Genomic DNA, 18,690 nt, shown 5'->3' on the forward strand with positions numbered 1-18,690 from the left:
CGGCCGGGGCCGTAACCGGTGACCACTGCGATCGTCATGGTCGGTGGGGTGTCAGTAGAGGCCGGTGGGCAGCGTCAACATCGCCTGCAACGGGGCCACGTTCGCCACCCCGTCGCACGGCCAGCCCGCCGGCGGGCGGTACCGCAGCGCCTGGTCCCGTTGCAGCACGTTGGGCAGGAAGAGGTCCTCGTGCAGCACGGTGAGCCGGAGCCGGCCGAGCTCGCCGTACCCGACGGTGCGGGTGGGGTCGGCGGGGTCCACCACGGCCATGGTCACCTGCGGGTACGCGGGCAGGTACGGCATCAGCTCGCCGCCGTCGTGCACCGGCAGCCCGATGGCGTACCCGGCGGCGCCGACGTAGCGGTGCCCCACCACGCCCCCGTCGAGGGCCGCCACCACGTCCCGGTACGTCCCCGGGGTCAGGTGGGTGCCGGTCAGGTCCACCCCGGCGAGCCGGGAGACCAGGTCGGGACGGCAGGACAGCAGCGTCGTCAGCACTGCGGGGGCGGCCTCCAGGTAGTCCACCGGCCGTTGCTGGAGCACGTCGACGATCTGCCCCACCACGTGGTCGACGTAGGCGTTGATCGCACCGACCAGACCGTCGCGCAGCAGTCGCCGGATCCAGCGCTGGTCGACCCCGACGGTGTGCACGGTGCAGCGGTGGTGCCGGGCGAGCTGGCCGGCGCCCCGGCCCAGCGCGTGCGGCCCGCCGGGGCAGACCCGCAGCCAGGTACGCCCCGGGGCGAAGCCGGCCGACCGCAGGTGCCGGGCCTGCCAGTGTTCCCGGTGGAGGGTCATCGTGGCGGTGTGGACGAAGCGGCAGGGTCCACGGAGCGTGCCGGTGGACTCCCACAGCCGGCCGGCCGGCGGGGTCGACGCGACCTGCGGGAGCAGGTCCACCGGGTCGACGCCGCGCGGGTCGGTGTGGCCGAGGGCGGCAAGCTGGTCGTAGGCGGTGATGTCGCGCGGGTCGAAGGCCAGCTCGACGGCGCGCTTGAGCCAGTACGGGCTGCCGGTCTCCGGGTCGAAGTGGCGCCGCACGACGTGTCGCGTCCAGGCGTCGAGATCGATAGTCATCCATCGATCGGGGACGCCCGGAACGTCGTCTGTGGTCGTCGTCATCGCCGATCCCTCGGTCCGCTGGGGGTGCCGCGCACCGAGCATCGTGCGCCGGCACCACCGGAAACAATGGCGGGCGGGACAGAGCTAAGGGTTTCCCTCATACCTACCGGCGGCGGCTCGCCCGCCGAAGCTGGGGGTGGACATGCGCCGATACGATCCAGACCCACCACGTTTTTCGCGGAATCCGGGCCGGCCCCCGTCCCGACCGCCAATCGGAGGTAGACGGATGTCGAGCACCAGGCAGGCCCCCCCAGCTCCCACCCGACGCGGCGGTTCCGCCGGCAAGCGGCTGCTCGCCATCGCCGTGGCCACGGTGGTGACCGTCGCGATCTGGCTGATCGCCCGGGCGCTGGACGTGTCCCTGGCGGTGGGCAGCGGCGACACCCGGCAGGAGGTCGGCGTCGGCGCCGTGATCGCCGCCACCGTGGTCGCCGGGTTGGCCGGCTGGGCGCTGCTGGCCCTGCTGGAGCGCCTGACCGCCGCCGGGCGGACGATCTGGACGGTCATCGCGGTCCTCGTGCTCCTGGTCTCCCTGCTCGGCCCGCTGGGCGGCGACTCCACGGGCGCCAAGGCCACCCTGGCGGCGATGCACCTGGCGGCGGCGGCCGTCATCATCCCGGCCTTCCGCAGCTCCTCCCGGCGGCGCTGACGGTTCCCCTCCGGTCGCCCGCACCTCCCCACCCGCAACGGAAAGGAAGCCGCGTGACTGTCTTCACGGTCAGCAAGAACGGTGGAGCCTTCCGGCTCACCGACGCCGGCGGCAACCAGCTCGCCGCGCTGCGTGCCCACTGGAGCATGCGCGGTGGTGAGATCGAGACACCGGAGGGCAGGTTCGGCATCTGGACCGACCGCGGCTACCACCGGGTGACGGTGGGCACGGAGGAGGCCCCGCTGATCGTGCTCGACGGCCGGGGCGCCCGGATCGCCGGCCTTCCCACGCCGGCCACCTGGGAGCTGCGCGGCAGCCGCCGTCGCTACGACGCGGTGCTCAGCGCGGGCGGCAACCGCATCGACGTGCACCAGTCGGCCCGGATGGGCGCGGACGTACGGGCCGAGGTCACCGGGGCGTGGCCCCGACCGGAGCTGGTCGTGCTCGCCGCGTGCTTCGGGGTGATGAGCGTGCGCCGCGCCCACAACCTGCGCGCCCTGGCGGTGGTCGGGGCGATCTCGCACAGCCCACGCTGACCACGCGCGGCGGCGCCGGAGCCACCGGTGTCGGGTCGGGCTCCGGCGCCGCCCGCTTCCCGGATCGGCGGCGCCGCCCCGCGTGCGGGCCGCTCAGTCCGTCCCGGCCTCGGCTCGCTGCTTCAGGGCCCGGTTGAGCTGCTCGAAGCCGCTCTCGGTGCGGTTCAGCGTGCGCGTGAGCAACGGCACGAGCAGGCCGGTGAACTCCTCGCGGTGGCGCACCAAAGTGCCCCCGTCCGCCGGTTCCAGGAGGAACTCGTGCCGGGCGCTGAAGAGCCCCGGCACGGCCACCCGACCGAGCCACTGCAGGTGCCGCGCCGGCTCGGCGACCGTGACGGTCGGGTGGTGGGTCATGCCCTTGTCCCCTGGGGGCTGGATGAACAGGGTCAGCACCTCCCCCACCGCCGCCCGCCCCACCGCCTGGCGGACGAACGGGTTCCACTCGGCGTAGCGGGGCAGGTCGGTGAGGATCTCCCACACCCGCTCCGCCGGCGACAGAATCATGATCGACGTGTCGATGGTCCGCACCAGTTGTCCGCTCCGTTGCATTCGATGATGTTCCGTCGGTCCTGCTCGCTGCGATGGTGGCACGGGCCCGGTCAATGGGCCGGGTGCAGCCCCGCCGCGGGCACGTCGGGGCCGTCGGTCCCGCCGATCGGCGTCTGGTAGAGCCCGGTCCAGATCCGGCGCTTCAGCGGCGGGGTGTGGTCGACGAGGCGGTACACCGTGCGGCGCAACGCCTGCGCGGGCGCGCTGGCCAGGGCGAAGAGCTTCTCCTGGCGCAGCTGCAACCCCCGGGCCCGGTCGACCGAGGGCTTACGCATCCGCTGGAAGCCGGCGGTCGCCTCGTCGAGCCGCTCGTCCACGCTGGTGCCGGTGAGCGCGTGGCCGACCATCCTGGCGAACGTGATCCCGTCGATGATGGCGTGGTTGATGCCCTGGGCCAGCACCGGCGTCAGCGTGTGGGCGGCGTCGCCGAGCAGGGCCAGGCCGGGCACGCCCCAGCGCGGCACCACGCCGGTGAAGATCTCCAGCAGGGCGGTCTGCGACCAGCCGGGCACGGCCTCGCGCACCGCGTCGGAGAGCTCCGGCGCCAGCTCGTCGATGCGGGCGTGCAGCGCGCCGATGCCCTGGGCGCGCAGCTGACGCAGCCCGTTCTTCGGGATGTTGAAGCCCACCCGCACCAGGTCGGGATACGTCGGGATGCACATGGCGTGCTGGTTGCCGCTGATCCGGATGCGGTAGGTGTCGTTGGTCCAGACCGCTGGGCAGGGCGCGACGAACCAGAGGAAGTCGCGGCCCAGCGGGAGCTTCCGGTACGGCAGGCCGGCCCAGTCGCGGACCTTGCTGTACCGGCCGTCGGCGCCGACGGTGAGCCGGGCGCGTACCCGCAGCGGCCCCCGCTCGGTCGTCGCGTCCACCCCGCGCACCCGGCCGTCGGCGACCACCAGCCCGGTCGCGGCGGCCTGCCGGAGCAGGGTGAAGCCCGGATGCCGCTCGGCGGCCTCGGTCAGCGTGCCGAGCAGCATCGGCTGCGGCACCTCCACCGGCAGCCGGGCCGGCTGGGCCAGCGTGCGGAAGTCGACCCGCAGCACCGTCGCGCCGGCGTCGCGCAGCTCCATCTGCCGCACGTCGAGGATGCGCTGCCGGCGCAGCGCGTCGAGCACGCCCAACTGCTCCAGCAGCCACACCGAGTCGGGCGCGATCGACTCACCCCGGAACGACCGCTCGAAGGAGCGGTTCTTCTCCAGCACGACCACCTGGTGGCCCCGCGCGGCCAGGGCGAGGGCGAAGGTCAACCCCGCCGGGCCGCCGCCCACGACGCAGACGTCCGTCGTGATGGTCTCGGTCATGAGGTGAACCTTCCATGTCGGGATGGGTGCGCCCCCGGCGCAAGCTCGGCGGGCGGTGCGTGCCAGCGGGCGACCGCGGCGACGTGCGCGGCGCCCACCGGCAGCGGGGTGACCGACCAGGCGGCCGGGCCACCGGGCAGGTCGTGGGCCGGCGTCCCGCCGGCCCGCCGGTCGAGGTCGAACGACAGCGATCGCAGGTCGAGGGCCAGGCCCACGCCCAACGCCTTGGCGCACGCCTCCTTCATCGTCCAGAGTCCGACGAGACGGCGGTCGAGCGCCGCGCCGCGCAGGCCGGCGAGGGCGGCCCGCTCGCGGTCGGAGCAGAGCCGGCGCAGCGCGCCGGGACCGCCGAGCCACCGGTCGGCCCGCTCGATGTCGACGCCGATGCGCCCCCGGGTGCTGAGCCCCACGAGCAGGACGTCACCGGTGTGGCTGAGGTTGACGTCGACCGGGTGCCCCACCGGGTAGGGGCGGCCCGACGGGCCACGAGCGAGCCGGATCGCCTCGGCCGCCCGGCCGGTCGCCGCCCCGACCAGGTGCTTGAGCAGCAGCCGGGAGGCGGCGAGCCGGTTGCGGCCGGGCTCGTCGGGCAACCGGTCCAGCCGGGCCGCCTCGTCGCCGAGCACCGCCGCCCAGTCGTGGCCGTCCCCGGGGCGCGGGCGCCAGTGCGCCACCCGGGCGTGCACCACGACGGCGTCCGCACCGCGCAGCGCCGTGGCCAGGGCCGGGCCGCCGTCAGCGCGGTAGCGACGCAGCAGCGGCGGGCAACCGTGCCGGGACATCGCCGTCCTCCAGGCTCTGCTTGATCTCGGTCAGCACGTCCGCCGCCTCGGCCCCGTCGACGACCCGGTGGTCGAAGGCCAGGTTCAGCCGCAGCACCGGCGCCACCACCACCGCGCCGTCGCGCACCACCGGGACGGGCCGTACCCGGCCCAGGTTGAGGGTGCAGGTGGTGCCGCCGACGGCGTGGAAGCCGTCCACCGCCCGGTGGCCGAGGGAGGAGACCGCGACCGTGCCGAGCAGCGCCGGCCGGCGGGACAGCCGGGCCACCGTCGCGCGGAACGCCGGCCAGCCCAGCGGGGCGGGAAGCCGGTGCAGCAGCAGGGTGCCCCGCAGCTCGGGCAGGTGCTCGGCGGGGGTGTCCCGCAGCCGGTCCAGCGCGGCCTGCAGGTCGTCCAGGCCGACGCCCCGCTGGTCGGGCAGCACGGCGGAGAGCACGACCCGCGCTCCGGCCACGGTGCGGTCCATGGCGATCTTCGGCCGTACCTCGTCGACGTGGTGGACCCGTGGCACGAGCCCACCGCCGACCACCGCGTTGCAGGCCGGGTGGCGGGCCAGCACCTCGCAGGCCGACCGGACGACGTAGCTGAGCACGGAGATCCGCCGGCCCTGCGCGGCGGCCCGCTCCCGGTGGGCCAGCACCCGGGTCATGTCCACCTCGGTGTCGAGGAACACCGGCGCGACGGCCCTGCTCCAGCGCAGGAAGTAGAGCGTGTGCCGCCGTTGGGCGGGCAGCCGGCCGGGCTCAGGCATCGTCGGCCGCCAGCTTCCGCAGCCCGTCGAGGGTACGGGTGGTCAGCAGCCGGTCGAACGGCAGCGGCCGGCCGGTCCGCGCCTCCAGGGCGGTGAGCAGCCGCCACAGGTAGACCGAATCCCACCGGGGCAGCTCGTCGACGTCCCGGTCCAGGTCCGCCGGGGTGTAGTCGAGCCCCAACTCGTCGTCGAGCAGGTCGAGGAACTCCGCTTGCGTGATCATGCTGCTCCCGCCAGGTGTGAGGTCGTCCGCAGGTGCGCCACGGGCTCCGGCAGCACCGTCAGGTCGTGGTGGAACCGGGCGACATCGTCGTCGGGTGCCACCGGGGCGAAGCCGTGCCGCCGGTAGAAGTCGGCGAAGCGGCCGTTGCGCGGGCTGGGCCGGTAGTGGCCCAGCACGCCGGTCAGCCCTCGCTCGCGGGCGTCGGCCAGCACCGCCCGCAGGGCCGCGGTCTCGATGTCGCGGCCGAAGACCCGGCAGCTGAGCAGCATGTTCTCCAGCACCAGCAGGCCGGGCGGCCGGTGCCGGCCGAACACCGCGCCGACCAGGCCGGCGTCGCCGAACCGGTCGGCCGCGCGGATCACCCAGAGCACGGCGTCCGGGTCACGCCAGTGCTCGCGTACGGCGTCGTCGTCCATCCGCCGGGTGTTGAGGTGGAACTGGTTGGCGCGCTGGGTGAGCTGGGCCACCCGGCTCAGCTCCCGCTCGTGCGGGCGGGCGACCTCGACCCGCAGCTCCAGCTCCCGCAGGTAGTCGCGCAGCGTGTCGTGCCCGTCGCGCAGCTCCCGGCGGCGGGCCTCGGCCCGGTAGCGGTGGGGCCGGTCGTGGTCGTCGTCGGTCAGCCGCAGCGTGGCGAACCAGTCCTCGGCCAGCAGCCGGCCCGGGTGCCGCGCCGGCTCGCCGTCCAGCGGCACCACGGCGACCTCGGGCAGCGCGTGGCGGACCTGCCCGCACTCGAAGGCGCTGTCGTCGACGAGGACGAGGCTCTCCACGCCGATGTCGAGGGTGCGGGCCAGCTCCGCCAGCGCTTCGCTCTTCGGGCCCCAGCCGGCCGCCACCGCCACCAGGTCCTCCGCCCGCAGCAGCAGGTCCGGGTGCTCGCGCAGCACCGCCCGCACCTGCTGGGGGTCGTTCTTGCTGCACACCGCCAGCAGCACACCCTGCCGGCCCAACTGGGCGAGGACCTGCTGGAACCGGCGGAACGCCGCACCCCGGCCGGTGCCACCGAGCTCGATGCCCTCCGGGCCGTCGTCGCCGAGCACGCCGCCCCACAGGGTGCCGTCGAGGTCCAGCACCAGGCACTTGCGGCCGTGCCCGCGCAGCGCCTTGGCGACGTGTCCCACCTCGGCGGCGAGCCGGCCGAAGAGCGGCTCGGAGAAGCCGGTCCGGGCGTACGCGCGCAGCCGCGGGTCGTCCAGCGGCGTGCCGTCGGTCAGGCAGGTGTCCAGGTCCACGACCACGCAGCGGCGCAGGTCGACGGCGAGGGCGAGCAGGGCGGCGTTGAACTGCCGCCACACCACACCCAGCCGGGCCCGGGACCGGTGGTCGACGAGCTGGCGGGCCAGCCAGGCCGGCAGCGGCACGGTGTGCAGCACCAGCGTCGCGCCGGTGCGCTCGTCGTGCTGGCGGGCCAGCCCGGTGATCCGGTCCAGGACCGTGTCCAGCACCCGGGCGCAGTCGTCGACGGTCCAGCCGACGCCGAGTTCGTCGGCGACGACGTCGGCGTCGAGCAGGCACACCGTCAGCTCGGGCCGGGCGGCGAGGAGCGGCCCCTGCGGGTCGGCGAGGTCGGCGACGTACTGGCCGTGGGCGGCGCCGACGACGCGGACCGCGAGGCGGTGCCGGGCGAACTCGGCCACCAGCGGCGCGACGAGCGGCGCGCAGGCGCCGTTGCCGGTGACCGCCACGGTCACCGCCGGGATCGGCGGGTGCGCGGCGGTGACCTCGGCCGGGTCGCAGCCGGCCAGCAGCCGCCCGGCTCGGCTCCGGTGCTCCTCGTCGAGGGCGCCGACCAGGGCGCAGACCTGCGGGAAGTCCGCCACCAGCCGGCCGGCGTCGCGGATGCGGCGCAGCTGGGCCCAGGCGTGGCCGGCCAGGGTTCCGGCGGGGGCGGTCACCGTCCCTCCAGGGCGAACCCGCCCATGATCCACTTGCTGGCCTCGACGCAGACCGCGACCGCCCGCTCGCCGCCGCGCATCCGGCCGACGAGCCGCTCCAGTTGCAGGAAGGGCAGGGCGTTGCCGTTGTTGCCGGTCTCCTCGACGCAGCTGATCTCCTCGGCGTCCGGTACGCCCAGCCGCTCGGCGATGAGCCGGGTCATCCGCCCCGACAGCTGCGGCGGCAGCAGGTACGTGAGGTCCTCCGGCCGCCAGCCGGTGGCGTCCAGCAGCTGCCACAGCGCCTGCTCGGCCAGGTCCGGCACGCGCTCCTCGATGGCCTTGTAGTCCTCCTCGAAGCCCCGGACCTCGGTGCCCCGGTCGGCCTCGCCGAACCAGCGGACGACCTGCCCCGGCGGCTGGCGCAGGCCGGTGACCTGGTGGCGCACCTCGCGCAGGGCAGGCGCGCCGGGGCGGTCGTCGGCGCTGAGCACCGCCGCGCCGGCCCCGTCGCCGAAGAGCACGTAGTTGACCAGCTCCGCCGAGGGCGCCCGGCGGAAGTCCCGGTCCAGCCGCAGGTGGCGGGCGCACACGTCGCCGCCGATCACCAGCCCGGTGCGGTGCTCCGCCCGGCCGAGCAGCAGCCGGCCCACGTCCAGCGCCTGCACGGCGCCCGCGCAGCCGGACTGGAGCTGGTACGTCGGGACCCGGTCCACGCCGAGCAGGTCGGCGACCCGGTTGACGGTGGCCGGCATCAGCTCGTCGGGCGAGGCGGTGGCCAGCACCACGAAGTCGATCTCGGTGGCGATCACGTCGGCCCGCCGCATCGCCTCGGCGGCCGCCGCTTCGGCGAGGTCGGCGAGGGTGGCCACCTGCTGGCCGCTGGCCAGGTCCACCGCGAAGTGCCGGGTCCGGGTGCCGATGAACGTGTCGATCCAGCGGGCGTCCAGGCCGAGCCGGTCGGCGAGGGTGGCGTTGTCCACCGGCGGCCCGGGCAACGCCGTGCCGACCCCGGTGACGTGGACGGTCGGTTCAGCCATGGTGTCCCTTCCGATCCGCGAGCACGGCCCGGGCCCGCAGGTGGTCGACCAGGTGGCCGGGGGTGCTCACCTCGGTCAGCAACTCCCGCACGTCGACCGGGATCCCCCAGCGCGCCTCGATGCGCTCCTTGAGCTGGACCACCATGATCGAGTCGTAGCCGAGCCCTTCGTGTAGCGAGGCGTCGCGCGCCACCTGGTGCCGGGGGTAGCCGCAGACCTCGGCGACCAGGTCGAGCACCTCGTCGTCGAGGTGGTCGCCGGGCGGCCCGGCGGGCCGCGCCGCCGGCAGCGGCCGCAGGTGCGCCGGCTCCGGCACCGGGTGCGTCGGCCGGCCCGCCGCGCCGGAGGCGCCGATCCAGAACCGGGCGGCGGTGGAGAAGGGGTACGGGCTCAGCCGCCGCAGCACCCGCTGCTCCGGTTCGTAGAGCACCGCCCAGTCCGGGTCGAGACCGTCGCGGTGCAGCCGGGCGGTCAGCTCCCACAGCTCCGCGCCGGTGGCGTCGGGGCCGGGGCAGGCGCTGAGCGTGGGCACGGCCCGGCCCGCCGGCAGCGCCCGCAGCAGCGGCGACAACACCCGCCGGGGCCCCACCTCCACCAGGTGGCTGGGCGCGGCGGCGAGGGCCGCCGTGGCCGCATCGGCGAAGCGGACGGGCTCGCGCAGGTGCGCGGTCCAGTACGCCGCGTCCATCAGCTCGTCCGGCCCGAGCAGCCGGCCCCGCAGGCCGGAGTAGACCGGGCGGCGGGCCGGACGGACGTCGACGTCGGCCGCGCCCCGGGCGAACTCGTCGAGGATCGGTTCCATCAGCGGGGAGTGCAGGGCGTACGGCACGTCGAGCCGGCGCACGGCCACCCGCTGCCCGCGCAGCGCCTCGGCGACCCGGCGCAGGCCCGCCGGGTCACCGGAGCAGACCACGTCGCGGGGCCCGTTCAGCGCGGCCAGGTCGACCAGCGGCTCGGCGGCCAGCAGCGGCGCGACGGTCTCCACCGGGCAGCGCGCGGCCAGCATCGCGCCGCCGCAGCGCAGCCGGGCCAGCAGCCGGGACCGGAGGGTGACCAGCCGGGCCGCGCCGGCCAGGGTCAACGCCCCCGCGTGCACGGCGACGGCGAACTCGCCCAGGCTGTGGCCGAGCAACCAGTCCGGGTGCGCGCCGAGGTCGTCGAGCACCCGGCCCAGCGCGTAGCCGACCGCGAACAACGCCGGCTGGGTCAGCTCCGGTGGGACCGGGCCCGCCGTCCGGTCCCGGACGGCGCCGAGCACCGACGCGCCGAGCAGCGGGGCGAGCGCGTCGTCGGCCTCGTGCAGCGCCCGCCGGTACGCGCCGCTGGCCGCGTAGAGCGCGCCGGTCATCCCCGGGTGCTGCACGCCCTGCCCGGTGACCAGCCAGCCGATCGAACGGGTGGTCCGGGCCCGGCCGACGAGCGCGTCGTCGGAGTCGGCGGCGACGGCCCGCAGCCGCCGCACCGCGTCCTGCTGGTCGGCCGGGACGAAGGCGAGCCGGTGCCGGCCGCTGGACTTCACCGCGTTGCTGCTCCAGCAGAGCTGGCCGAGCAGCCGGGGCGGTGTGCCCGCGACGTCCCGGGCGAGCAGGCCGGCGGCCCGCCGCAGCCCCTCCGGCCCGTCCGCCGACACGGTCAGCACCCCGGGCACGGGCGGTGCGGCCGGGGTGACGGGCGCGGCGGGCACCGGCGCGGAGCCGAGGACCAGGTGCGCGTTGGTCCCGCCGAGGCCGAAGCCGCTCACGCCGACGACCGAGGCCCGGCCCCGCAGCCGCAGCGGCGCGGTGAGCAGCCGCAGGCCCTTCTCGGCCAGCCGCAGGTCCGGGTTCTCGGTCCGGGCGTGCCGGCTCGCCGGGACGACGCCGTGGTGCAGCGCGAGCACCATCTTCAGCAGGGCGGCGACCCCGGCCGCGCCCTCGACGTGACCGATGTTGCCCTTGACCGAGCCCAGCGCGCAGGGCGCCTCCCGGGGCACGCCGTGCACCCCGCCCAGCGCGTTGACCTCCACCAGGTCGCCGAGGACCGTGCCGGTGCCGTGCCCCTCCACCGCCACCACGTCGCGCGCCGCGACCCCGGCCCGCCGGTACGCCTCGGCGATGACCGCCTGCTGCGCCCAGCGGTTCGGGGCGGTGAGGCCGTTGCTGCGGCCGTCGGAGTTGACCGCGCTGCCCCGGATCACCGCGTACACCGGCAGGCCGGCGGCGACCGCGTCGTCCAACCGGCGCAGCACCAGCGCGGCGACGGCCTCGCCCCGCACGATGCCCCGGGCGTCGCGGCTGAACGGGCGGCACTGCCCGTCGGGCGCGGAGAGCCCGGCCTGGGCGTAGAAGATGTTCAGCGCCGGGGTCAGCACCACGTTGACGCCGCCGACGAGGGCCTGGTCGCACTCGCCGGCCCGCAGGGCGACGCAGGCCTGGTGGGCGGCGACCAGCGACGAGGAGCAGGCGCTGTCCACGGCCCAGCTCGGCCCCCGCAGGTCCAGGTGGTACGAGATCCGGTTGGCGATCATGCAGTAGCCGTTGCCGGTGCCCCGGTGCGGGGTGACCCGGTCGTAGTCGGTCATGGTGAGCTGCGCCCACTCGTTGCTCATCACGCCCACGAAGACGCCGGTGTCGGTGCCGGCCTGCCGGCGCGGGTCGAGTCCGGCGTCCTCGAAGGCCCGCCAGGCGCTCTGCAGCATCAGCCGCTGCTGCGGGTCCATCGCCGCCGCCTCCCGGGGGGCGATCCCGAAGAACTCGTGGTCGAAGGCGTCGGCGTCGGTGAGGAACCCGCCGACGGTGGTGTTCGTCCGGCCGGGCCCGCCCGCCGGGTCGTAGAAGTCGGCCCGGGGCCAACGGTCGGCGGGCACCTCGGTGAGGGCGTCCCCGCCGCGCATCAGCAGGTCCCAGAACGCCGCCGGGTCGGCCGCCCCGGGGAACCGGCCGTCGAGCCCGACCACGGCGATGTCGCCGGTCATGACGCCGCTGTCGTCCGGGCCGCCTCGACGATCCCCCCGGCGAGCCGGTCGATCGTCGGATAGTCCCAGGCCAGGGTGGGCTCCACGGGGATGCCGAAGGTGTCCTCGACGTCGCCGGAGAGGGCCAGGGCGTAGACGGAGTCCAGACCCAGCTCGGCCAGCGGCGCTTGCACGTCCAGCTCACCGGCCGGCACGCCGAGGTAGTCGGCGATCCGGCCGACCAGCCACTGCCGGACGTCCGCCGGGGTGGTCTGGGTGTTGGCGCTCATGTGTCCTCCGTGGTTGACGCTCGTCGGTGGGGTCGCCGGCCCGGTCAGCCGAAGATCGGGATGGGTCGCAGGTCGCAGGAGAGCCGCCCGTCGACCCGCCGGGACAGCTCGGCGAAGAGCGGCTCGGCGACGGCCTCGGGCAGCACCGGGTCGCCGCCGCAGCGGGCGGCCAGCCGGGCCAGCGCCGCCTCGATCCATTCGTCGCCGGCCAGCAGGCCGGCGGCCGGGTCGCCCCGGCGCGCCCGCCACGTACCGACGCAGGCCGCCGCGGCCAGCAGGAGGGCGTACCGGTGGGCCAGGTCGAAGGTGGCCGGCCCGGCGAGGGGGCCACGTTCGGCCGGCGGCAGCGCCGCGCAGTCGCGGGCGAGCCGGCGCACCTCGGCGGCGAGCCCGCGGATCCGGGCGGTCACCCCCGGCGCGTCGTGCGGTGGGTCCTCGGCGGCGGCCAGCAGCGCCGAGATCAGCACGTCGCGGCCGGTGCCCGCCACGGAGAGCGCGGTGAGGTCCAGGTCGGGCAGGGGCGCGGTCGGGTCGAACAGTTCCGGGGGCGCGGGGACGCCTCGCCAGGCGCGGCGGGCCAGCAGCGGCAGTTGCGGGACGACGGTGAGCAGGCAGGCGGTCGGCCCGGCGTGACCGACGCCGAGCGCCGGCAGGTCACGGTGGAACTTCCCGAACGCGGCGTACGGGCCCTCACGCAGGTAGAAGCTCGCGCCGAGGAGCACCGAGAGCTCGTCCATCGCCTCGCCGAGCAGCCGGGGCACCAGGTACTTCGTCGCGGCGGCCGGCGCGGCGGCGTGCCGGGGCGCCAGGTGCAGCCCGCGCGCCACGGCGGTGACCAGGCAGTCGGCCACCAGCAGGTCGACGAAGGCCGCCGCGAGGGTGCCGCGCGCGTGCGGCAGGTCGGCGACCCGGTGGCCGTACAACCGGCGGCCGGCGGCGAAGCGGGCCGTGACGTGCAGGGCGGCGTCGAGCACCCCGAGCGCCATCGACGGCAGCAGCACCCGGGTCAGCTGGAACGCGCGCAGCGCGGTCTCCCCGCCGGTGCCCTCCGCGCCGATCAGGTTCCCCGCCGGGACCGGGCAGCCGGTCAGCTCGATGCCGCCCAGCCGGCAGCCGCGCACCCCGGACGAGGCGTACCGGGGTAGCTGGCGCACGGCGGCCGCGGGCAGGTCGGCCAGGTCGGCGGCCAGGATGGAGTGGCTGCGCGGCCCGGCGGCGTCCCGGGTGCGCGCGAAGAGCAGCACCGACCGGGCCCGATCGACGTTGTTGATCACTTCCTTGGTGCCGTCGAGCACCCACCGGTCCCCCGCCGGCCGGGCCCGCAACTCGTTGCGCAGCAGGTCGTTGCCGTGCGCCAGCTCGTGGAAGGCCACCGCGAGCCGGTGCCCGGCCAGCAGGTCGTCGGCCGCCCGGCGGCGTTGCCCGGCGTCCCCGGCCACCCAGACGGGCACGGCCGCCATCAACGACGTGACGCCGTACCCCAGGCCGAGGGCGCCGTCGCGGCGGAAGACCGGCCGCAGCGCCCGGCCCACCGCGTCGGTCTCGGCCCACCGCCCGCCGAGCGCCCGGGGGACGAACCACCCGTTGCAGCCCCAGCGCTCCAGGGCGGACTCGCCGGCGGCCAGCAGCTCGGCCCGCTCGTCGGCGGCCAGCAGCGGCCCGAAGCCCAGCGGGTTCGCCTCGTCGAACGGGTCGCCGAGCAGCCGTTCGAGGTCCCGCTCGGGCGCGTACGGCGCGGTCACGAGCCGCCGCCCCGCGCGGTGCGGTGCGGCAGCAGGGACAGCGACCACCCCTGCCCGTGCTGCCCGGTCAGCACGTCCAGCAGCACCTCGTCGGTGCGCGGGCACCGCTCGACGGCCAGGACTCGCCGTAGCACCGCCCCCAGCCAGCGCCCGTCGCGCCACAGCGGGCCGGCCGGGCCGTGTTCGTACCGGTGGTAACTGTGCAGCCAGACCCCGACGGCGGCGGCGGCCGCGACGTGCAGCGCGAGCCGCTCGGCGAGCTGGAAGGCCGACCTCGGCACGGTCACCCGGACCGGTCGGTGCCCGGCCATCGCGGTCAGCAGCGCGTCGGTGCGGGCCTGGAGCTGCCGGGCCAGCTCGACGACGGCGGCGAGCTCGGGGTCTCGCCCGCCGAGCCGGGTCAGCCGCCGCACCAGCCCCGGCAGGGCGGCCAGCACGCTGCTGCCGTGCCGCGAGACCAGCGTCAGCCGGGCCGGGTCGAACGCCGGCACGGGGCGACCCACGTCGAAGAGCGCCGCCAACGCGGCGTCGTCCGGCTCCCGGCGGGCCCGCCGCACCAGCGTCGGGAACTCGTTGATCAGCCCGTTGAGGTTCACCAGCGTGTTGCCGTCGAAGATCCCGACGATCCGGTGGTCGCGTTGCAGCTTCTGGAACCGCCCCTCGGCGAAGACCCCGTCGAGCAGCGAGCGGGCCCCGAGGAACCGGCCCAACGCGCCGATCGTCGCGTCGGTCCGGGTGGGCAGCAGGTACTTCACCACCGCCGAGAGCACGCTCAGCTCGTCGGGGAACAGGTGCACCGCCCGGGTCGCGGTCAGGGCGAGCGCCTCGCCCAGCAAATGGTCGGCGTACGCGTCGGCGAGGACCGCCCGCGCCGTCGGCAGCCCCAGCAACCGCCGCCCCTGGGGCGACCGCTCGGCGGCGAAGTCGACGGCCAGCCCCAGCGCGTGCTCACCGGCGCCGAGGGAGAGCGCCGCGCACATCGTCCGGGTCAGTTGCAGGGCCTTGAGCAGGGTCTCCACCCCGGTGCCGGCCGGGCCGAGCCGCGCGTCGGGCCCGACCACCGCCCCGGTGAGGCGCACGCCGCTGATGTCGGCGCCCCGGATGCCGTACGTGCGCACCTTGGGCAGCGGGTCGTACGCGTCGGCGGTCAGCTCGCCCTTGTCGACCAGGAACAGGTCGAACCCGCGTGGGCCGCCCTCGGGCCGGGAGCGGGCCAGCACGGTGAGCACCCGCCCTCGGGTGGCGTTGTTCACCAGCCACTTCGTCCCGGTCAACCGGTGCCCCTGCGGTACGGGCTCGGCGCGCAGTTCGCCGGCGAGCAGATCGCTGCCGCGCTCCGGCTCGGTCAGCGCCAGCGAGACCGGCGCCGCGTCGAGGACCTGCCGCGCGAGTCGCCCGATCCGTGGCGTCGGCGGGGTGATCCACGCGGGCACCCCGCCGAGGTAGGTCTTGCCGTGCGCGACGGCCACGGTGAGGTCGCGGCGGGCGACCGCCCGCATCAGCTCGACCGCCTCGGTGTGGTCGTCGAGCGCGCCGCCGAGCCGACTCGGGACGTACCAGCGCTGCAGTCCCCACTCGTCGAGCTGGCGGCAGATGTCGGCGGGGAAGCGTTCGGCGCGGTCGAGGTCGGCGCAGCGGGCGTAGGAGAAGGTCACCGCCGGGTCCGTCGGGTCGCCGAGGTGGGCCTCCAGCCGCTCCACGGCCCGCCCCCGCCCTTCGCGCGGCGTCGACTCCACGTAGGGCATCGCGTCCACGCGCGGCGTCGACTCCACGTAGGGCGTCGCAGCCGGGTGCGGCCCCGCCGACACGTCAGCGTCCCTTCGCGTCGGTCGGGTCCGCCGGTCCGTCGGCGCCGACGGCGCACGTCGGGTCCGCCGGTCGGTCGGCGCCGACGGCGGCGGTCCGGCCCCGCAGCGCGGGCGGGACCGTGACGTGCAGCGGGCGCAACGCCCCGGACAGGAACAGCTCGCGCATCAGCCGGCGCTGCACCTTGCCGCTCGTGGTGCGCCGGACCGCGCCCCGGTTGACCAGGACGACACCGGGCGACGGCAGGTCGAAGTCGCGGGCCAGCCGGGTGCGGACGGCGTCGGCGAGATCGGCCGGGGCCGCGCCGTCGAGCAGCGTCCTGCGGACCTCGTGCACCAGCACGACGTACTCCCGGTCGGCGGTCACCGCGAACGCGGCGCCGAAGCCGCCGGCCAGCGCCGGGTGCAGCTGTCGGGCCTCGTGTTCGATGTCCTGGGGCCAGAGGTTGCGCCCCCGCACCACCAGCATGTCGGTGAGCCGGCCGGTGACGTACAGCTCGCCGTCGATGAGGACGCCGAGGTCGCCGGTGCGCAGGTAGGGGCCCTGGCCGTCGCGGATCCGCGCCCCGAACGTCTCGGCGGTGGCCGCCGGCCGGTCCCGGTAGCCGGCCGCCACGCTGGCGCCCCGGACCCAGATCTCCCCGGTCCGCCCGGCCGGGACCGGCACGCGGGTGTTCGGGTCGACGACGCGGACGTCCTGGGTGGCCGGGGTGCCGCAGCCGACCAGCGCGATCCCCTGCCCGGCGGTGCTCGGGCGGAACTCGTCGCGTTCCCACGCGCGCGGCTCGGCCCAGCGCACCGTCGGTGGCGTGCCGGCGTCGACGGTGGTGACCAGCAGGGTGTTCTCGGCCAGCCCGTAGCAGGGTGAGAACGCCTCCGGGCGGAAGCCGGCCGGGGCGAACCGCTGCCCGAAGGCGGCCAGCGTGCGGGCGCGTACCGGCTCGGCCCCGGTCAGCGCGACCCGCAACGAGGACAGGTCCAGGGCGGCGACCTGGGCGGGGGGCACCGCCCGGGCGCAGAGCTCGTAGGCGAAGTCGGGGGCGACGGTGAACGTGGCCCGCCAGCGGCTGATCGCCTGCAACCAGCGCACCGGGCGGCGCAGGAACGTCATCGGGTCCATGAAGACCCCGTCGCCTCCCGCGTACCAGCAGCTCAGCAGGCTGATCAGCCCCATGTCGTGGAAGTGCGGCAGCCAGAGCGCGGCGACGGTGTCGGCGCCGGTGCCGAGCCGGGCCCGGATCTCCGCCAGGTTGTGCCGCAGGTTGCCATGGGTGACCATGACGCCCTTCGGGTCGCTGGTGGAGCCGGAGGTGTACTGCAGCAGCGCCACCGTGTCGTCCGGTGGCGGCGGCAGGGTGCGCGGCACGACGCTCTGCGCCCGGTCGTCGCAGGCGACCACCCGCACCGCCGACAGCCCGGCCGCGCGCAGTTGCCGGGTCACGTCCGCGCGCCGCTGCGCCGTGGTGAGCACCAGGTCGAGCCCGCAGTCCCGGACGATCGCGGCGACCCGCCGGGCGCCGACGTCGTTGCCCGGCAGCGGCGCGGGCACCGCGGTCACCCCGGCGTACACGCAGGCCAGGAAGGACTGCAGGAAATCGAAGCCGGCCGGGAAGAGCAGCAGCGCCAGCCGGCCGGGGCCGGCCAGGTCGTCGATCAGGTACGCGCTGCGCAGCGCCGCCGCGTCGATGTCCCGGTAGTCGCGGCGCTCCCCCACCAGGTCACCGTCGGCCTCGGAGAGGAAGGTGTACGAGCGCTCCGTCCCGTACCGTCGGGCCTGGGCCCGCAGGTGGTCACCGAGGCGGGCCGTCGTCTGCCGGTCACCGCGTCCCTGGGTCAGGGTCGACGCGTTCATCCGCCGTGCACCGGGGTCGCGGGGTGCAGGTGTTCGCGTTCCCACCACTCGGCGAACCGGGCGGGCAGCGGCGAGTGGGCGGCGGCCCGGCTCACCCGGGACAGCCACTCCGACTCCTCCTCGATGCTGGCACCACCGCCGACGGGTTCGTCGCGCCCGGCGCCGGCCGGCTCGCCGGCCCGCATCCGGCGCACGCCGAGCTCGATGCGGCAGGCCTCGGCCAGCGCGGACTCGTCCGCCTCGGCCGCCCCGGCGGCGCGTACGAACCGCAGGGCGTCCTCCCCGGCGCCGGCGGGGACGAAGTTGCCCAGTTGCAGGATGCCGTCGCGGATCTCGATGATCCGCCGATAGAGCAGCAGCCGGAGTTCGCCGTGGTCGACCAGGGGCCACCGGCGGTCCTGACGGTAGGGCAGGACGATGTCGGGGAAGAGCGAGCGCATGAGCCGCCACAGTGGGGACAGCGCCGCGATGGTGCGGTGCGCCCGGACGATCCGCCACGCCAGTGCGGACCCCGGCAGCGCGCCGCCGACCACGATGAGCGTGGGGACCAGGGTCAGCACGATGTCCAGCACCCCGGCCGCCGATCGCAGCGGCAGGGCCTTCCCGGCCGCGTGGACCAGAATGAACACGATCTTGACCACGGCGTAGCCGGTGTTGAGCAGCGTGCCCAGGGCGATGAGCCGCAGGCCGATCCGGAGCAGTCTCGCCGTCGACCTGTTGGCGGTGCGCCAGAACAGCAGGGTCGCCACGGCGAGGGCCCCGCCGAGATAGACCTCCAGCACCAGCCAGTACAGCACCGTGGGCGCCGACATCGTGGGCGAGGCCAGTAGCACGTCGAGGTCGACCTCGATGCCCTCGTCGGAGACACCGAAGAGCAGCGTGAGGACGACGGCGACGACGAGGCCGGTGATCCGGACCTGCCGCGGCGCGCGGGGTCGTACGTCGTCCATGCCGGTCACCAGCGTCACGAACCGCAGCACGGCCACCGCACACACGACACCCAGCAGGTGGTGGATCAGGGTGATGAGGTCAGGCCGCTCCGACACGCTGGTGATGACTTCGGTGACCGGTGCGAAGACGATCGTCTTGGCCAGGGCGAGGCCCAGGAACACCAGCCACACCGCGCGCGGCGCCGGCCCTCGCACCAGGGACGGGGTCCGCAGTACGACGGTCAGCCATAACAGGGCGAGAACGACAGCGTCTAGCAATAGACCTGAAACCTAACGTGTATCGTTCCGA

General features: G+C 75.7%; 16 protein-coding genes. 2 read left to right on the plus strand and 14 right to left on the minus strand.

Annotated elements, in window-relative coordinates:
* Positions 1–51: 51 nt before the first annotated feature.
* Positions 52–1,077: a hypothetical protein gene (locus ACLQ2V_RS22050; RefSeq protein WP_425720451.1), complete on the minus strand. Its 1,026-nt coding sequence runs from the start codon at positions 1,075–1,077 to the stop codon at positions 52–54.
* Positions 1,078–1,348: 271 nt separating this feature from the next.
* Here ACLQ2V_RS22050 and ACLQ2V_RS22055 point away from each other — a divergent pair, with 271 nt between their 5' ends.
* Positions 1,349–1,771 (plus strand): DUF6069 family protein, encoded by a 423-nt coding sequence (locus ACLQ2V_RS22055; protein ID WP_425720452.1) that lies wholly within the window; start codon positions 1,349–1,351, stop codon positions 1,769–1,771.
* A gap of 53 nt (positions 1,772–1,824) precedes the next feature.
* Positions 1,825–2,307 carry a hypothetical protein gene (locus ACLQ2V_RS22060; protein ID WP_425720453.1) on the plus strand — a complete coding sequence of 161 codons (483 nt, stop codon included), beginning with the start codon at positions 1,825–1,827 and terminating at the stop codon, positions 2,305–2,307.
* Positions 2,308–2,400: 93 nt separating this feature from the next.
* On the opposite strand, the gene ACLQ2V_RS22065 is transcribed toward ACLQ2V_RS22060, so the two are convergent.
* The 13 genes from ACLQ2V_RS22065 to ACLQ2V_RS22125 all read right to left on the minus strand — a co-directional run bounded on the left by ACLQ2V_RS22065 (position 2,401) and on the right by ACLQ2V_RS22125 (position 18,659).
* A complete protein-coding gene (locus ACLQ2V_RS22065) occupies positions 2,401–2,856 on the minus strand; it encodes an SRPBCC family protein (protein WP_425720454.1) in 456 nt (151 codons plus the stop codon).
* 50 nt (positions 2,857–2,906) lie between these two features.
* Positions 2,907–4,160, minus strand: a complete 1,254-nt coding sequence (locus ACLQ2V_RS22070) for an FAD-dependent oxidoreductase (protein ID WP_425720455.1) — start codon at positions 4,158–4,160, stop codon at positions 2,907–2,909.
* Positions 4,157–4,942 (minus strand): 4'-phosphopantetheinyl transferase family protein, encoded by a 786-nt coding sequence (locus ACLQ2V_RS22075; RefSeq protein WP_425720456.1) that lies wholly within the window; start codon positions 4,940–4,942, stop codon positions 4,157–4,159. Before ACLQ2V_RS22075 ends, ACLQ2V_RS22070 begins: the two co-directional genes overlap by 4 nt.
* Positions 4,896–5,693 carry a 2-oxo acid dehydrogenase subunit E2 gene (locus tag ACLQ2V_RS22080; protein ID WP_425720457.1) on the minus strand — a complete coding sequence of 266 codons (798 nt, stop codon included), beginning with the start codon at positions 5,691–5,693 and terminating at the stop codon, positions 4,896–4,898. Before ACLQ2V_RS22080 ends, ACLQ2V_RS22075 begins: the two co-directional genes overlap by 47 nt.
* Positions 5,686–5,916 (minus strand): acyl carrier protein, encoded by a 231-nt coding sequence (locus tag ACLQ2V_RS22085; protein WP_425720458.1) that lies wholly within the window; start codon positions 5,914–5,916, stop codon positions 5,686–5,688. Before ACLQ2V_RS22085 ends, ACLQ2V_RS22080 begins: the two co-directional genes overlap by 8 nt.
* A complete protein-coding gene (locus tag ACLQ2V_RS22090) occupies positions 5,913–7,811 on the minus strand; it encodes an HAD-IIIC family phosphatase (RefSeq protein WP_425720459.1) in 1,899 nt (632 codons plus the stop codon). Before ACLQ2V_RS22090 ends, ACLQ2V_RS22085 begins: the two co-directional genes overlap by 4 nt.
* Positions 7,808–8,830, minus strand: coding sequence for a 3-oxoacyl-ACP synthase III family protein (locus ACLQ2V_RS22095; RefSeq protein WP_425720460.1), 1,023 nt, complete (start codon positions 8,828–8,830; stop codon positions 7,808–7,810). Before ACLQ2V_RS22095 ends, ACLQ2V_RS22090 begins: the two co-directional genes overlap by 4 nt.
* The gene (locus ACLQ2V_RS22100) at positions 8,823–11,783 is read right to left on the minus strand and encodes a type I polyketide synthase (protein WP_425720461.1); all 2,961 of its coding nucleotides are present in this window, start codon (positions 11,781–11,783) and stop codon (positions 8,823–8,825) included. Before ACLQ2V_RS22100 ends, ACLQ2V_RS22095 begins: the two co-directional genes overlap by 8 nt.
* The gene (locus tag ACLQ2V_RS22105; protein ID WP_425720462.1) at positions 11,780–12,052 is read right to left on the minus strand and encodes an acyl carrier protein; all 273 of its coding nucleotides are present in this window, start codon (positions 12,050–12,052) and stop codon (positions 11,780–11,782) included. Before ACLQ2V_RS22105 ends, ACLQ2V_RS22100 begins: the two co-directional genes overlap by 4 nt.
* 44 nt (positions 12,053–12,096) lie before the next feature.
* Complete coding sequence (locus tag ACLQ2V_RS22110) at positions 12,097–13,794, minus strand: acyl-CoA dehydrogenase (protein WP_425720463.1); 1,698 nt, start codon at positions 13,792–13,794, stop codon at positions 12,097–12,099.
* Positions 13,791–15,539 (minus strand): acyl-CoA dehydrogenase family protein, encoded by a 1,749-nt coding sequence (locus ACLQ2V_RS22115; RefSeq protein WP_425720498.1) that lies wholly within the window; start codon positions 15,537–15,539, stop codon positions 13,791–13,793. Before ACLQ2V_RS22115 ends, ACLQ2V_RS22110 begins: the two co-directional genes overlap by 4 nt.
* 64 nt (positions 15,540–15,603) lie before the next feature.
* On the minus strand, positions 15,604–17,451 hold the full coding sequence (locus tag ACLQ2V_RS22120) for a fatty acyl-AMP ligase (protein WP_425720464.1): 1,848 nt from the start codon (positions 17,449–17,451) through the stop codon (positions 15,604–15,606).
* A complete protein-coding gene (locus ACLQ2V_RS22125; protein ID WP_425720465.1) occupies positions 17,448–18,659 on the minus strand; it encodes an MAB_1171c family putative transporter in 1,212 nt (403 codons plus the stop codon). Before ACLQ2V_RS22125 ends, ACLQ2V_RS22120 begins: the two co-directional genes overlap by 4 nt.
* Between the last annotated feature and the right edge of the window lie 31 nt (positions 18,660–18,690).

Source organism: Micromonospora sp. DT233, from assembly GCF_049841815.1.
GTDB lineage: Bacteria > Actinomycetota > Actinomycetes > Mycobacteriales > Micromonosporaceae > Micromonospora.